The 14,096-nt window shown below is 56.7% G+C and carries 14 protein-coding genes; 13 read left to right on the top strand and 1 reads right to left on the bottom strand.

The genetic code is table 11. The annotated features are described in order from the left end of the window. Window positions 1-25 precede the first annotated feature (25 nt). Window positions 26-1,903, top strand: a complete 1,878-nt coding sequence (secD, locus tag FPL19_RS15540) for a protein translocase subunit SecD (protein ID WP_150913799.1) — start codon at window positions 26-28, stop codon at window positions 1,901-1,903. Further along, on the top strand, window positions 1,896-2,852 hold the full coding sequence (secF, locus tag FPL19_RS15535) for a protein translocase subunit SecF (RefSeq protein ID WP_150913798.1): 957 nt from the start codon (window positions 1,896-1,898) through the stop codon (window positions 2,850-2,852). Before secD ends, secF begins: the two co-directional genes overlap by 8 nt. Before the next feature lie 89 nt (window positions 2,853-2,941). On the opposite strand, the gene FPL19_RS15530 is transcribed toward secF, so the two are convergent. After that, complete coding sequence (locus tag FPL19_RS15530) at window positions 2,942-3,739, bottom strand: inositol monophosphatase family protein (protein ID WP_150913796.1); 798 nt, start codon at window positions 3,737-3,739, stop codon at window positions 2,942-2,944. Window positions 3,740-3,924: 185 nt separating this feature from the next. Between FPL19_RS15530 and trmJ the strand changes: the two genes are divergently transcribed. The 11 genes from trmJ to FPL19_RS15475 all read left to right on the top strand — a co-directional run bounded on the left by trmJ (window position 3,925) and on the right by FPL19_RS15475 (window position 14,070). Further along, window positions 3,925-4,770, top strand: a complete 846-nt coding sequence (trmJ, locus tag FPL19_RS15525) for a tRNA (cytosine(32)/uridine(32)-2'-O)-methyltransferase TrmJ (protein WP_150913794.1) — start codon at window positions 3,925-3,927, stop codon at window positions 4,768-4,770. A 4-nt stretch (window positions 4,771-4,774) separates the two neighbouring features. Further along, complete coding sequence (gene cysE, locus FPL19_RS15520) at window positions 4,775-5,548, top strand: serine O-acetyltransferase (protein ID WP_150913792.1); 774 nt, start codon at window positions 4,775-4,777, stop codon at window positions 5,546-5,548. Window positions 5,549-5,624: 76 nt separating this feature from the next. Beyond that, on the top strand, window positions 5,625-6,122 hold the full coding sequence (gene iscR, locus FPL19_RS15515) for a Fe-S cluster assembly transcriptional regulator IscR (protein ID WP_150913790.1): 498 nt from the start codon (window positions 5,625-5,627) through the stop codon (window positions 6,120-6,122). A 38-nt stretch (window positions 6,123-6,160) separates the two neighbouring features. Next, a complete protein-coding gene (locus FPL19_RS15510) occupies window positions 6,161-7,321 on the top strand; it encodes an IscS subfamily cysteine desulfurase (RefSeq protein WP_150913788.1) in 1,161 nt (386 codons plus the stop codon). Window positions 7,322-7,389: 68 nt separating this feature from the next. Further along, a complete protein-coding gene (ndk, locus tag FPL19_RS15505; RefSeq protein WP_150913786.1) occupies window positions 7,390-7,818 on the top strand; it encodes a nucleoside-diphosphate kinase in 429 nt (142 codons plus the stop codon). A 65-nt stretch (window positions 7,819-7,883) separates the two neighbouring features. Next, entirely contained in the window at window positions 7,884-8,996 is a 1,113-nt protein-coding gene (rlmN, locus tag FPL19_RS15500) for a 23S rRNA (adenine(2503)-C(2))-methyltransferase RlmN (RefSeq protein WP_150913784.1), read from the top strand. Between the two features lie 74 nt (window positions 8,997-9,070). Continuing rightward, the gene (locus FPL19_RS15495) at window positions 9,071-9,841 is read left to right on the top strand and encodes a tetratricopeptide repeat protein (protein ID WP_150913782.1); all 771 of its coding nucleotides are present in this window, start codon (window positions 9,071-9,073) and stop codon (window positions 9,839-9,841) included. Beyond that, on the top strand, window positions 9,831-10,874 hold the full coding sequence (locus FPL19_RS15490; RefSeq protein ID WP_150913780.1) for a RodZ domain-containing protein: 1,044 nt from the start codon (window positions 9,831-9,833) through the stop codon (window positions 10,872-10,874). The genes FPL19_RS15495 and FPL19_RS15490 overlap by 11 nt, the downstream gene beginning before the upstream one ends. A 33-nt stretch (window positions 10,875-10,907) precedes the next feature. Next, window positions 10,908-12,026 (top strand): flavodoxin-dependent (E)-4-hydroxy-3-methylbut-2-enyl-diphosphate synthase, encoded by a 1,119-nt coding sequence (gene ispG / locus FPL19_RS15485; protein WP_150913778.1) that lies wholly within the window; start codon window positions 10,908-10,910, stop codon window positions 12,024-12,026. Window positions 12,027-12,081: 55 nt separating this feature from the next. Continuing rightward, window positions 12,082-13,359, top strand: a complete 1,278-nt coding sequence (hisS, locus tag FPL19_RS15480) for a histidine--tRNA ligase (RefSeq protein WP_150913776.1) — start codon at window positions 12,082-12,084, stop codon at window positions 13,357-13,359. A 54-nt stretch (window positions 13,360-13,413) separates the two neighbouring features. Beyond that, window positions 13,414-14,070, top strand: a complete 657-nt coding sequence (locus tag FPL19_RS15475; RefSeq protein ID WP_150913774.1) for a YfgM family protein — start codon at window positions 13,414-13,416, stop codon at window positions 14,068-14,070. The last annotated feature ends 26 nt before the right edge of the window (window positions 14,071-14,096 follow it).

Genomic DNA, 14,096 nt, shown 5'->3' with positions numbered 1-14,096 from the left:
CTCCCGGCCGGCTTAAAGGGACCCCATGCTGAACAAGTATCCGCTCTGGAAAAATCTGATCATCGTGTTTGCGTTGGTGATCGGGTTTATTTATGCCTTACCGAACCTGTTCCCCGATGACTACGCCGTACAGATCACCGGTGCCAGAAGCACCACGGTTGTTGATCAGCGCATTCTTGAGCGCGCGGTTGATGCACTTGAAGCCGAAGGTATAGAGGTCAAGAGCTCCAGTCTCCAGGAGCGGGACGCACTGATCCGTTTTACTACCGCTGAACAGCAACTTCGGGCGCGCCCCGTGGTTCAGCAGGCGCTCGGACGTGACTATCTGGTGGCTCTGAACATGGCGGCATCCACGCCAGACTGGCTGCGTGCCCTGGGCGCCGGCCCGATGAAGCTGGGCCTGGATCTTCGTGGTGGTGTTCACTTCCTGCTGGAAGTGGATATGGAAACCGCCCTCGAGCAGCGTCTCGAAGCCGTTGCCGGCCAGATCAAGCGCCAATTGCGTGATGAGCGCATCCGCTACCGTGGTGGTGAGGTCGAAGGCAGTCGTTCCATTGCCTTTACCTTCCGCGATGCTGAAGATCGGGCGGAGGCCCTCAGTCTGATCCGCGATGAATTCATTCAGTTCCAGATCGACGAGAACGAGACCGAAGAGGGTGGATTTGAGCTTGAACTGACCCTGTCCGAAGCCGAAGTCCAGTCAATCCAGGACTACGCTTTGCAACAGAACCTGACGACCATCCGCAACCGGGTCAACGAACTGGGTGTTGCCGAGCCGCTGGTCCAGCGTCAGGGTGCAGACAAGATCATTGTCGAGCTGCCGGGTGTTCAGGATACAGCCGCCGCGAAACGGGTACTTGGCGCGACGGCGAACCTGGAATTCCGCCTGGAAGCACGCCAGGATGCCGCTTCCAGCGAGGTCGAGGTGTTCCCGTTCCGCGATAACCCGAACCGGACCGCGCGCCTGGACGAGGAAGTGATCGTGACCGGCGATAACGTGTCAAACGCCCAGCAGGCCTTTGACGAGAACGGGCAGCCGCAGGTCAACATCACCATGGATTCCGTTGGCGGTGACCTGATGAACCGGGCGACCCGCAATGCCATTGGCCGCCGAATGGCCGTTCTCTTTATCGAATACCGCACCGAAACCGAAGAAGTCATGGTGGATGGCGAGTCACGCACCGTCGAGGAGCGGGTGGTCGAGAAGGGCATCATCAGTCTGGCGACCATTCAGTCGGCACTGGGCTCAAGTTTCCGGATTACCGGACTGGATTCAGTCACCGAAGCATCTGAGCTTGCGCTGCTGCTGAGGGCCGGTGCGCTTGCGGCACCCATGTACTTTGTACAGGAACGCACCATCGGACCGAGCCTTGGCCAGAAAAATATCGATGCTGGTTTGATGTCGGTCATTCTCGGCTTCGCCCTGGTGCTGGCTTATATGCTGGTCTACTACCGTGGCTTCGGTCTGATCGCCAGTGTCACGCTTACCCTTAACCTGATGTTGCTGATTGCCTGCATGTCCATCCTGTCGGCGACTCTGACGCTTCCGGGTATTGCCGGTATCGTTCTCACGGTAGGTATGGCGGTGGACGCCAACGTTCTGATATTCGAGCGGATAAAAGAGGAGCTGAAAACCGGCGTGCCGCCGCAATCGGCTATCAATGCGGGCTACTCCCGGGCCTTTGTCTCGATTGTCGATGCCAACATTACGACGCTTCTGGTTGCTGTGATTCTTTTCGCCATGGGCTCTGGCCCGGTGAAAGGGTTCGCCATTACTCTGTCCATCGGTATCCTTACGTCCATGTTCTCCGGGTTGATGGTCAGTAGAAGCATTGTCAATCTTGTGTACGGCGGTCGAACCATCAAGAAGCTCTCGATTGGAGGGAAGCAAGCCAATGTCTGAAGTTGACAAGAAACCCATTGATTTCATGGGCTTTCGGAAAATTGCTTCCGTTCTGTCCATTGCCCTGGTGGTCATTTCCATCGCTCTGCTCGCCGTACGGGGCTTGAACTATGGCCTGGACTTTACCGGTGGCACGTCCGTCGAGCTGGAGTACGAAGTTTCTCCGGAGCTGGACGATATCCGGGAAACCCTCAACGAGGCCGGCTACGAGCAGTTCGTGGTTCAGAACTTTGGCGCTGATACTACTGTGCTGGTCCGCATGGCAGAGGCATCTGATGACAAACTGGCTCCCCAGGTTGTCGAGGCGCTAAAGGCCGGAGGAGATCAGCTTGAGCTGGTGAGCTCCGAGTTCGTAGGCTCCCAGGTTGGCGATAAGCTGAAAGAGGACAGTGGCCTGGGGCTGCTCATAGCTCTGGCAGTGGTTCTGATCTACGTCGGTATGCGATTCCAGTTCAAATTCGGCATCGCGTCGGTCGTGCCGCTTGCCCACGATGTGATTATTGTTTTGGGCGTATTCTCGCTGTTCCAGTGGACCTTCGACCTGAGTGTGTTGGCAGCCTTGCTAGCGGTTATCGGTTACTCGCTCAACGACACCATCGTTGTAGCGGACCGTATCCGTGAAAACTTTCGTAAAATGCGCGAGGGTGATTCTTCACACGTTATCAACGAATCCATTCACCAGACCATTACCCGGACTCTTAATACGTCTGGTACCACGCTGGTTGTGCTTCTGGCTCTGTTCTTTCTGGGCGGCGAAGCGATCAACAACTTTTCCATCGCGCTGATTATCGGTGTTCTGGTAGGTACCTATTCCTCCATCTACGTATCGGCCAACCTGCTGGTTGCCATGGGCGTCGACAGGGAAGACCTGGTTGTTCCGCCGAAGGAAGGCCTGGCGGGAAGCGAGGAAGAGACTGAAGAGCCGCCGGAATGGCTGAACCGCATGTAAGGTTCGCCTGACGGGCACAAAAAAGCCGCTTCTGTTAAGGAAGCGGCTTTTTTATTGGTCGGCCATCTTTTCCGGGATCTTACCTGTCTTTACTGGGGGAGGCGGCCACGGAAGGGATGAAGTGTTTTCAGAACTTCGCGGAAGAGCTTCGGATTGGCCACCACCAGTTGTTTGGCTTTGTCGGTAAACGGGTTGCCGGAGAAATCGCCGGTCAGTGCACCGGATTCCATCGCCAGTGTGACGCCGATAGCCAGATCAGCCGGTTCCGGGCGGAAGATGACAGCGGCGTCAAGGTGGCCGGACGCCACTCGGGCGACATCCAGCGCAACACAGCCTGCGGTTCTGAACATGCTGCTGTCTTTTGCCAGCATCGACGCCATTTCACCCCAGATCAGCGGGTCATCGCCACGGCGGGTCTGGTCCAGCAGGTTGCTGACAATGGCAGCCCGGTCTGCGTGCTTGGTTTCACTGGTCCGAACCCGACGGCTGTTCAACGCCGCGCCATGTCCGCGACTGGCCGAGTATTCCTCGCCGGTGACCGGATTGATCAGCAACAGGTTTTCGGTGCGATTGTTCCGCTTCTGTACCAGGGCCAACGCAAAGTCGGGAATGCCTCGCAGAAAGTTTTGGCGACCCAGAACGGGGAAGATATGCCAGCTCTTCTCGCTCTGCCCGGCATCAGACTCGTTCAGAGCGGCAATGGTGTGGTCTTTATAGGCCTTCTCGAGCTGTTCGGAAAAGTTGTCGTAAACCGACTGTTCCACTCGCTCAAGCTGCTTTGCACGGTCATCACTGTCGCCATTGGGTTCCTGGCGTTCAAAATGTGCTTTGAGGTAATCGGAGCCCTGTCGTGCTACGCGGAGGGCCATTTTAATCGCTGGTTGCATCTGAGTGATCATTTCCCAGGTGTGTGAAGGGCGCATAGCATAACAAAAACCAAACCCCCTTGTATGGTTTTAACATGCGCGATAACACCGACTGCTGCGTGTCGGTGTTATCCCGGGGGACCGTGTAAAGGGCAAATCTGGTATGCTGGCCGCCTTTTCCAAACGCAAACAGAGATCGTCTTCACATGCACAAGTCTGCATTGCCTCAGGACAGCAACCGCGGGTTTACCGACCAGATTCGCATTGTTCTGGTTGAAACCTCTCATTCCGGCAACATTGGCGCAGTCGCCCGCGCAATGAAAAACATGGGGTTGGGTAATCTGTATCTGGTCAATCCGGCTTCCTTTCCGGATGAAGCCTCATATGCACGCTCTGCCGGCGCGTCTGATGTGCTGGACAACGCCCGTGTGTGTGAAAGCCTTGATGAGGCTATTTCAGACTGCGTCTGCGTGATGGGTACCAGCGCCCGGGGAAGAAAAGTGCCCTGGCCGGTCATTGCGCCCCCGGATGCCGCTGCAAAGGCATTTGAGCAGTCCGTTGCCGGGCCGGTTGCGCTGGTCTTCGGGCGGGAGAATCACGGGCTGAGCAATGACGAGCTACAGCGGTGCCATTTTCACATCCATATCCCTTCGAATCCGGACTACAGCTCGTTGAATCTGTCCATGGCTGTGCAGGTGGTGTGTTACGAATTACGAATGTATTTTCTTCGCGGCGTTGAAGGAGGGGAGCAGAGCCCCTATTTAAGGCCAATGGTAGCCCCGAGCGATCCGGGCTGGGATGTTTCTCCGGCGCCGGTTCAGGATGTCGAGAGCTTTTTCGAGCATCTGGAGCAGGTGTTGGTGGACGTGGAGTTCCATCGTCGTGAGAAACCCCGCCAGCTAATGACCCGTTTGCGCCGGCTTTTTCAGCGGGCTCAGATGGACCAGATGGAAATCAACATACTCCGGGGTATCCTGACGGCCGTTCAGAAATCCGCAGGCGGGCCCGGAAACGGCTCACGGGTGAAAACAATCCCAGGTGAACAGGAATAACATTATGTTTGAGCGCTTGAGGGAAGATGTGAGAAGCGTGTTTCATCGCGATCCGGCGGCCAGAAATACGTTTGAGGTGCTGACCAACTATCCCGGACTCCACGCGCTGCTGTGTCACCGGTTTTCGCACTGGCTCTGGGGCCTGGGGCTTAAATGGCTTGCCCGAACCTTTTCTACTCTTGCCCGCTGGATTACCGGCATCGAGATCCATCCTGGCGCTACCATCGGTCGACGCTTTTTCATTGATCACGGTATGGGCGTGGTTATTGGTGAAACCACGGTGATCGGCGACGATGTAACGCTTTACCAGGGCGTTACCCTGGGTGGAACCAGCTGGAACAAGGGCAAGCGCCATCCAACGCTGGGTAATGGTGTGGTGGTCGGAGCCGGTGCGAAAATCCTGGGCCCCTTTGAAGTGGGGGCCGGCGCGAAGATCGGTTCCAACTCGGTGGTGACCAAGGCGGTGCCGGAGGGCGCTACCGTTGTGGGCATCCCCGGCCGCATCGTGGCCAAGCGCAAGGGTGAAGACGATCAACGCCGTAAAGAGATGGAAGAGCGCATGGGCTTCGATGCCTATGGCGTCACCGAGGAGATGCCGGACCCGGTTGCCCGCGCCATGCGCAGCCTGCTGGATCATATGCACGTCGTGGACGATCGGATCGAGAACATGTGCAAGGCACTCAGGAAAGTGAACAGCGAGTACCAGAACGGCGCACTTCCACCGCTGGAAGAAGAGGACTTTGACTGTGTCCGGGATGATGAACCGCCCCAGCGGTGAATACTTGACTGAAATACTGGGTCAATTCATACTCGAACCTGTATTTTTGCGATAAAACCGGAGCGGTGCTGACTCTATGAGACTGACCACCAAAGGCCGCTATGCGGTAACAGCAATGCTTGATCTGGCTCTTCACGGAGACCAGGGTCCGGTCAGTCTTGCTGATATATCCCAGCGTCAGGGCATCTCGCTTTCGTACCTTGAGCAGCTCTTTTCAAGGCTAAGGCGAAAGCAGCTCGTGTCCAGTATCCGAGGCCCCGGCGGCGGTTATCAGTTAAGCCGTGGTGCCGATGCGGTGTTCATTGCCGAAGTTGTGGATGCGGTCAGCGAATCTCTGGACACAACCCGCTGCGGGAACAAAGGCGACTGCCAGAATGGTGAGAAATGTCTTACCCACCATCTCTGGTCGGATCTGAGTGACCAGATTCATCAGTTTCTGAGCGACATCAGCCTCGGAGACCTAATGAAGAAGCGTGAAATTCAGGTAGTGGCCGCCCGGCAGAATCTCCGCCAGGCCGAGCAGGATTCGCAGGCCATCAACACCGAGCGCCTTACCAACCAGGCTCCGGCCTGAATGCCCGAACCATTTCCGAGTATAGTTCTGACAACCTCATGAAGAATCCTGTCTACCTGGATTATGCGGCAACAACCCCCGTCGATCCGTCTGTTGCTGACGAAATGATCAAGTTCCTCACGTCGGACGGGGTCTATGGTAATCCGGCGTCCCGGTCCCACGGATTCGGCTGGCAGGCCGAGGCCGCCGTCGAGAAGAGCAGGCGCCAGGTGGCGAATCTCATTCACGCCGATCCGCGGGAAATTGTCTGGACTTCCGGTGCAACCGAATCCGACAACCTGGCGATCAAGGGAGTCGTCGAAGCCGCTGTTGAGCGCCCTGGTCAGGCCCACATAATCACGTCGCTGATCGAGCACAAGGCCGTGGTCGATACCTGTAAGTGGCTTGAAAAACAGGGCGTTGAGGTTACCTGGCTCGCCCCGTCTGCCGATGGCCGTATTTCCCCCAGGCAGGTCCAGGAGGCGCTGCGGGACAATACGATCCTGGTGAGCCTTATGCTGGTGAACAATGAGCTCGGCTGTGTGACGGATGTTGCAGCCATAGGCGACCTGTTGCGGGAACGCGACGTGTTGTTTCATGTGGATGCAGCCCAGGCAGCGGGCAAAATGGCGGTGGATGTTGGCCAGTTGAAGGTGGATCTGCTGTCGCTGTCTGGCCACAAGGTGTACGGTCCGAAAGGCGTCGGTGCGCTCTACGTCCGGCGGGCACCGGAGGTGCGGGTGGCGGCGCAGATTCATGGCGGCGGCCACGAGCGCGGTATGCGCTCGGGTACTTTGCCCACTCACCAGCTTGTGGGGATGGGAAAGGCCTTTGAGATTGCAGCCGGACTGATTGAAGAAGAACCTGTCCGCCTTGAATCCCTGCGAGAACGGCTCTTCGAGGGTCTTGGCGCGCTCGAAGGCGTATCAGTTAACGGCAGCACGGAATACCGTGTGCCAGGCATTATCAATCTGTCCTTTGATGGAGTCGATGCGGAATCTTTGATGCTTGGGCTGCGGGAATTGGCGGTGTCCTCCGGGTCCGCCTGTTCTTCCGCAGCGGTTGAGCCCTCCTATGTGCTTCGAGGCATAGGGCTTGATGAGCGCCATGCCCATCAGGCACTGCGCTTTTCCTTCGGACGTTACACGCAGCCGGAAGATGTTGAATTTGCTGTGTCCCGGATTGTTGACGTAGTGACGCGCCTGCGTGCTGTGCGGTAGGCAGTAGGCCCCGGACTGCGTATAATCCCAACCCTGAATTTTTATTGGAAACCAACCGGAGAAATATCATGGCAAATGAGCGCACGCTCTCGATTATCAAGCCCGATGCGGTAGCAAAAAACGTGATCGGTGAAATCTATTCCCGTTTTGAGAAAGCTGGCCTGAACATCGTTGCAGCAAAAATGATGCACCTGACCCAGGAGCAGGCTGAGGGCTTCTACGCAGAGCACAAAGAGCGTCCGTTCTTTAACGATCTGGTTGCTTTCATGACCTCCGGTCCGGTTGTCGTTCAGGTTCTGGAAGGCGAAGGCGCCATCCTGAAGAATCGTGATCTGATGGGTGCTACCAACCCGAAAGACGCCGATGCCGGCACCATCCGCGCTGATTTCGCGTCTTCCATTGACGCCAATGCGGTTCATGGTTCGGACTCTGCCGAGTCTGCAGAACGTGAAATTGCTTACTTTTTCAACGACAACGAAATCTGCCCGCGGGGCTGATTCGGTCGTATCGGACCAGGCGGTTGTCGCCTGGTCCGAATTGGTTATCTGATCGAGGTTATTACATGACGGATGTTGCGGAAAAAACCAACCTGCTGGGAATGCCCAAAGCAAAGCTTGAGGCGTTTTTTGATTCCCTGGGGGAAAAGCGTTTCCGCGCAACTCAGGTGCTTCAGTGGATTCACCAGCGTGGCGCCGATGACTTCGATCAAATGACCAATATGAGCAAGGCGCTACGCGAGAAGCTGAAAGCGGTTGCTGAAATTCGCGGACCGGACGTTGTCCTTGACGAGACGTCCAAAGATGGTACGCGGAAGTGGGTCATGCGGATGGACAACGGCAACAGCGTTGAAACAGTGCTCATTCCCGACGGAGAGCGCGGCACCCTGTGTGTGTCCTCCCAGATTGGTTGCAGCCTGGATTGCACTTTCTGTTCCACCGGGAAGCGTGGCTTTAACCGGAACCTGACCGCCGCCGAGATTATCGGCCAGGTGTGGGTTGCCCGGAAAGCCTTCATGCCGTTTGAGCCAGGCCCGGACCGACCCATCACCAATGTGGTGATGATGGGAATGGGTGAGCCGCTGCTGAATTTCGACAATGTAGTGGATGCCATGAACCTGATGATGGAGGACCTGGCTTACGGTATCTCCAAGCGTCGGGTGACGCTCAGCACATCGGGTGTGGTGCCGGCCATGGACCGCCTGGCAGAAGTTACCGATGTTTCACTGGCCATTTCACTGCATGCCCCGAATGATGAACTGCGTAACAAGCTGGTTCCATTGAATAAAAAGTACCCGATTGCGGAGCTGCTGGCCGCTACCAGGCGATACTTTGACCGTTTGCCGGAGAAGCGCAAGGCGACCATCGAGTACACCGTCATTGAAGGGATGAACGACCAGCCGGAGCATGCCCGGGAGTTGGCCGTGTTGTTGAAAGATCTGCCGTGCAAGATCAATCTGATTCCGTTCAACCCGTTCCCGGAAAGCGATTTCCGTCGGCCTAGCATGAATGCGACCCGCAGATTTCAGGACGTACTGAACAAAGCCGGTTACGTTGCGACCATTCGCACGACCCGCGGCGACGATATTGATGCGGCCTGTGGGCAATTGGTCGGGCGCGTGGAAGATCGTACCAAACGCAGCCAGCGGTATATTCAGGTTCAGCAGGTTGCTACTTGATTCATAGCAGACAATCTTTAGAGAGGTTTCCGGTGATAACAGCAGCGCGGCTGTCAGGTAAAGGTTCATGCTGGTTGGTCGCAGCCCTCGCTATTGCGCTGCTTGCAGGTTGTGTCACTACCACCGACAGCCGTTTTGCCCGTGAGGCTGACAAAATAAAGATCGTTGAAAACTATATTCAACTGGCAACGGCCTACATTGGTCAGAATAATCTCGATCGTGCCCGGTTTCACCTGGAAAGGGCCACGAAAATAGCACCGGAGAATCCTCAAGTGCTGGCCACCAGGGGCCTGGTTCTGCAGGCTGAGGGTGAAGCGGAACTGGCAGAGCGGTCCTACCGGGAAGCCATCGATAACGACGAGGGGTACACCCGTGGGCGGGTTTACTACGGTGCCTTTCTGTTTAGCCGGGGGCGATTCGAGGAAGCCCGCGTTCAGTTCGCCGCCGCGTCGCGGGATACGGAATACAAAGACCGGGCGTCGGTTTTTTACAATCTGGGGCGGACCTACGAAGAGCTCGAGAAGCCCGCCGAGGCTGCGACAGCCTACAAGCGGTCACTGGATCTGTCCCGTGGCAATACTGAAGCCATTCTGGCCCTGTCCCGTGCTCTGGCCAACAGCGGTGATTACGCGGAAGCGTCCCGTTATTACAGCTATCTTATGGATTTAATGGACAAAAACCCCAATCTCCGACATTCTCCCCAGAGCCTGATTACGGGAATCAGGATTGCGTATCACCTTGGCGACCAGAACCGGGTGTCCAGTCTTGGTCTGCTTTTGAAGAGCGATTTCCCTGACTCCTTAGAATACCAACAATACAAGGTGTTGATAGCCGATGGACAGTGACGATCCACAACAGCCTGCCGCAGGCGAGCCTGTCGGGCAACAGCTCAGGAAGGCCCGGGAGCAGCTTGGTCTGAGCCAGAAAGATGTCGCTGATGCCCAGCATTTGCGTGTTTCCATTATTCAGGCGATTGAAGATTGCGCGTACGAGCAGATCGACAGTGAACTCTTCCTGAAAGGGTATGTCCGAGGATATGCGAAGCAGGTAAAGGCCGATGCCAATGCGATGATTGAATCGCTGGACGTTGAGTTGGCGCCGTTGCGCGAGGAGAGAGCAAAACAGGAACAGGAAAATCCGCTGATTGATATTGAGCGTCGTCGTCGGAAGAAGCGTCAGGTGGCCAAGGCGCTATTGATCGTTGCGGTACTTTGCGGCATTGCGTTCGCCGCGTGGAAGATGGTTCTGGCACCAGGCCAGGACGTTCCTTCCCAGCCCGAAGCGACGATGCCTCAGCCTGAAACGCAACAGCCTCAGCCTGAAGAACAGTTGCCCGAGTCTGAAGAGCAGACTCCGGAGGTGGAATCCGAGCCACAGAGCCAATCTGCTCAGGAGTTGGCTGAAAGCGGTAGTGACGTTGCACCAGCGACCGAGGTTTCCGCCGAGGCGCCGGTGACCGAACAAACTTTGGCTGTCAACGAGTCCGAGGTGCCTGGGCAGAGCACTGATCTGACGGTCGAACCCGAGCCCGGAAATACTGCCCAATCGCCCTCAGATCCTACCGTTGTGGTGGGCGATGACGTCGAGACAGTGGTTGCCGGGGATGCTGAGGCAACCGAACCAGGGTTACCGAAAGCTGTCCTCACCATGTCGTTTATCGAAAACTGCTGGGTGCAGGTAACCGATGCCACAGGCACTCGTTTGGTTGCCTCTCTTCAGCGAGCTGGCGACCAGCTTAATGTGTCCGGCGAGGCGCCGCTTAAGGTTGTTATCGGTGCCGTAGATGCCGTCAGTAGCATGACCTTTGACGGCGAGCCGGTAAATGTAAGAAGGTCCCGGGTGACCAACAACCGTACTGAATTAACCCTTACGCTCTGACATTCTGAAAACCTATTCCGCGGTTAAAAGGCTATGAAACAGGAATCTCCAATCGTTAGACGCAAGTCCCGTCAGATCATGGTGGGTGATGTGCCCGTGGGCGGCGATGCTCCGATTGCAGTCCAAAGTATGACTAATACCGAAACCTGCGATGTGGACGCCACGGTCGCGCAGATAGAAGCCATTCAGGCTGCCGGTGCAGACATTGTCCGGGTTTCCGTGCCTTCCATGGATGCTGCAGAAGCTTTCGGAAAGATCCGCTCGCGGGTTTCTGTGCCACTGGTGGCGGATATCCATTTTGATCACAAGATTGCCCTGAGAGTCGCAGAGCTGGGTGTGGACTGCCTGCGCATCAATCCGGGCAATATCGGCCGCGACGACCGCGTGAGCGCAGTGATCAGTGCGGCCAAGGATCGCAATATCCCCATTCGCATCGGCGTGAACGCCGGCTCTCTGGAAAAGGCACTGCAGCGCAAGTATGGCGAGCCTAACGCAGACGCGCTGGTGGAATCGGCCATGCGACACATTGATATTCTGGACAAGCACGATTTCCAGGACTTCAAGGTCAGCCTCAAAGCCTCTGAAGTGTTCATGACGGTAGAGGCTTACCGCAAGATCGCCCGGCAGATTGAACAGCCCCTGCATCTTGGTATCACCGAGGCAGGTGGTCTGCGCTCGGGCACGGTCAAGTCATCCATTGGTCTGGGCATGCTGCTGATGGACGGTATCGGTGACACCATACGCGTTTCTCTTGCGGCGGACCCGGTCCAGGAAGTGAAAGTGGGTTTCGACATCCTCAAGAGTCTGCGCCTGCGCAGCCGGGGCATAAACTTTGTGGCCTGTCCGAGCTGTTCGCGCCAGAATTTCGATGTTATCCAGACCATGAACGATCTTGAAGCCAGGCTTGAGGACGTTAACACCTCCCTGGATGTGGCGATTATCGGCTGTATCGTTAACGGTCCAGGCGAAGCAAAGGTCGCCGATATGGGCCTGACCGGCGGCAGCCCGAAAAACCTCCTGTATATGTCTGGCAAGCCCAACCAGAAACTGGACAATGCCACCCTGACCGATGACCTTGAGCGGCTGATTCGCGAAGAGGTTGCTCGCAAACAGGAACGGGAAGAGTCGATCATTACCCGCTCGGTGGATTGACCTCCACTGCAGTGTGAAATGGCGTCGGGAATTTAATTAAGGGAAAGGTTTTACATTGGCAAAGATCCAGGCAATCCGCGGGATGAACGATATCCTGCCCGAGCAGTCGCCGGTTTGGCAGTATGTAGAAGATACGGTCCGAAAGGTCTTGTCCCAGTACGGGTACCAGGAGATCCGGATGCCGGTGGTCGAGCAGACCGAGCTGTTCAAACGTTCCATCGGCGAAGTGACGGATATTGTCGAAAAGGAAATGTACACCTTTGACGATCGTAATGGCGACAGCCTGACCCTTCGCCCGGAAGGCACAGCTGGCTGCGTGCGTGCGGCCGAGCAGCATGGCCTGCTGTTTAACCAGACGCGAAGGCTGTGGTACACCGGCCCGATGTTCCGCCATGAGCGCCCGCAGAAAGGTCGGTATCGCCAGTTCCACCAGATTGGTGTGGAATGCTTCGGCATGGCCGGTCCGGACATTGATGCGGAGCTTCTGATTCTGACAGCCCGGCTCTGGCAGGCCCTGGGTCTGGCTGAGCATACTCGTCTGGAAATTAATTCCATCGGTACGGCCGAGGCGCGTCGGAGCTTTCGCTCGGCACTGGTTGAATACCTTTCCGATTTTGTGGACGAGCTGGACGACGACAGCAAGCGCCGTCTCGAATCCAACCCGCTGCGCATCCTGGACAGCAAAAACGCCCGCACCCAGGAAATTCTGCAGCAGGCCCCGGCGCTCGATGACTATCTGGATGACGAATCAAAGGAGCATTTCCAAACCCTGCGGTCGCTTCTTGAAGCCGCGGGAGTTCAGTACACGGTGAATCCTCGGCTGGTTCGGGGGCTGGATTATTACGGCAAGACCGTTTTCGAATGGATTACCGACAGTCTGGGGGCCCAGGGCACCGTCTGTGCCGGTGGCCGTTATGACGGTCTGGTTGAGCAGCTTGGCGGCAAGCCCACTGTAGCCGTTGGTTTTGCCATGGGGCTCGAACGGCTGATTCTGCTTCTGGAAACACTGGACCTGATTCCGGAGTCGGTTAATGGCGATGCCGATGTTTACGTTACTGCGATGGGCGAAAGCACAATGGCAACAGCGTTCTCGGTGGCGGAATCACTGCGAAGCGCGTTGCACGGTCGGGTCGTGATCAGCCATTGCGGCGGCGGCAGTTTCAAGAGCCAGATGAAGAAGGCTGACAAAAGCGGCGCACGCTATGCAGTCATACTCGGCGAAAACGAGGTCGCGTCGGGAACCGTGGGGCTCAAGCCCCTGCGGTCGAACGAAGATCAGCGGGATATCGGTATGACCGAGCTGGCTTCGGTGCTCAAGGGTATGCTGGCCTGAAGCTGAGGCCGCCGACAGATTACAAACAAAACAGGGTATTAGACGGGAGTCATCATGGCAGAAATACGCACTGACGAAGAGCAGGTCGAAGCCATCAAACAATGGTGGAAAAAGAACGGCAGCTCATTGCTGATCGGTATCGCTGCGGCGCTGGCGATCGTTTTCGGTTGGCAGGCATGGCAGAACCAGCAGATGCAGCACCGCACCGAAGCCGCGTCGGAGTTTGCGAACCTGATTAACGCGTATGGCGATGCATCGCAGGAAGACAGCGCCGAGACTGTGGCGTTTGTTGCCGAGACCCTCCGTGAGGATTATTCCGACAGTGCCTATGCGATCTACGGCAGCCTGATTCTGGCCAAGCAGCAGTTGATGGACCAGGGCGATGCTGAAGCCGCCATCGCGACTCTGGAATGGGCTAATAGCAAAGCGGACCCGAGCGGCCCGCTTTCTCTGGTTATCCGTAGCCGGCTGGCTCGCGCACAGTTCGACGCGCAGCAGTATGACGCGGCGTTGAGTACTATCGAATCTGCTCAGGAAGCCGGCAGCTTTGACGCGATTTTCTCCGAGCTTCGTGGGGATATTCTGCTGGCCCAGGGCAATACTGACGAGGCCCGGAAGGCTTACGTGAGCGCCCGTGAGCAGAGCAGTGCTCAGCGCAGTGGTGTGCTGGAACTTAAACTTGCGGATCTTGGTGTCGGGGGTGGGGCTTGATGCCGGTGCAGCTCCTGAAAGCGCAA

The organism is Marinobacter halotolerans (assembly GCF_008795985.1).
In the GTDB taxonomy this organism is placed as follows: domain Bacteria; phylum Pseudomonadota; class Gammaproteobacteria; order Pseudomonadales; family Oleiphilaceae; genus Marinobacter; species Marinobacter halotolerans.
The sequence above is the reverse complement of the archived record's forward strand: the minus strand, read 5'-3'. Positions and strand labels throughout refer to the sequence as shown.

What these genes read in the sequence shown, in the direction of transcription:
- secD (WP_150913799.1), top strand. Translation starts at nt 26, where the DNA reads ATGCTGAACAAGTATCCGCTCTGGAAAAATCTGATCATCGTGTTTGCG.
- secF (WP_150913798.1), top strand. Translation starts at nt 1,896, where the DNA reads ATGTCTGAAGTTGACAAGAAACCCATTGATTTCATGGGCTTTCGGAAA.
- FPL19_RS15530 (WP_150913796.1), bottom strand. Translation starts at nt 3,739, where the DNA reads ATGCAACCAGCGATTAAAATGGCCCTCCGCGTAGCACGACAGGGCTCC.
- trmJ (WP_150913794.1), top strand. Translation starts at nt 3,925, where the DNA reads ATGCACAAGTCTGCATTGCCTCAGGACAGCAACCGCGGGTTTACCGAC.
- cysE (WP_150913792.1), top strand. Translation starts at nt 4,775, where the DNA reads ATGTTTGAGCGCTTGAGGGAAGATGTGAGAAGCGTGTTTCATCGCGAT.
- iscR (WP_150913790.1), top strand. Translation starts at nt 5,625, where the DNA reads ATGAGACTGACCACCAAAGGCCGCTATGCGGTAACAGCAATGCTTGAT.
- FPL19_RS15510 (WP_150913788.1), top strand. Translation starts at nt 6,161, where the DNA reads ATGAAGAATCCTGTCTACCTGGATTATGCGGCAACAACCCCCGTCGAT.
- ndk (WP_150913786.1), top strand. Translation starts at nt 7,390, where the DNA reads ATGGCAAATGAGCGCACGCTCTCGATTATCAAGCCCGATGCGGTAGCA.
- rlmN (WP_150913784.1), top strand. Translation starts at nt 7,884, where the DNA reads ATGACGGATGTTGCGGAAAAAACCAACCTGCTGGGAATGCCCAAAGCA.
- FPL19_RS15490 (WP_150913780.1), top strand. Translation starts at nt 9,831, where the DNA reads ATGGACAGTGACGATCCACAACAGCCTGCCGCAGGCGAGCCTGTCGGG.
- ispG (WP_150913778.1), top strand. Translation starts at nt 10,908, where the DNA reads ATGAAACAGGAATCTCCAATCGTTAGACGCAAGTCCCGTCAGATCATG.
- FPL19_RS15475 (WP_150913774.1), top strand. Translation starts at nt 13,414, where the DNA reads ATGGCAGAAATACGCACTGACGAAGAGCAGGTCGAAGCCATCAAACAA.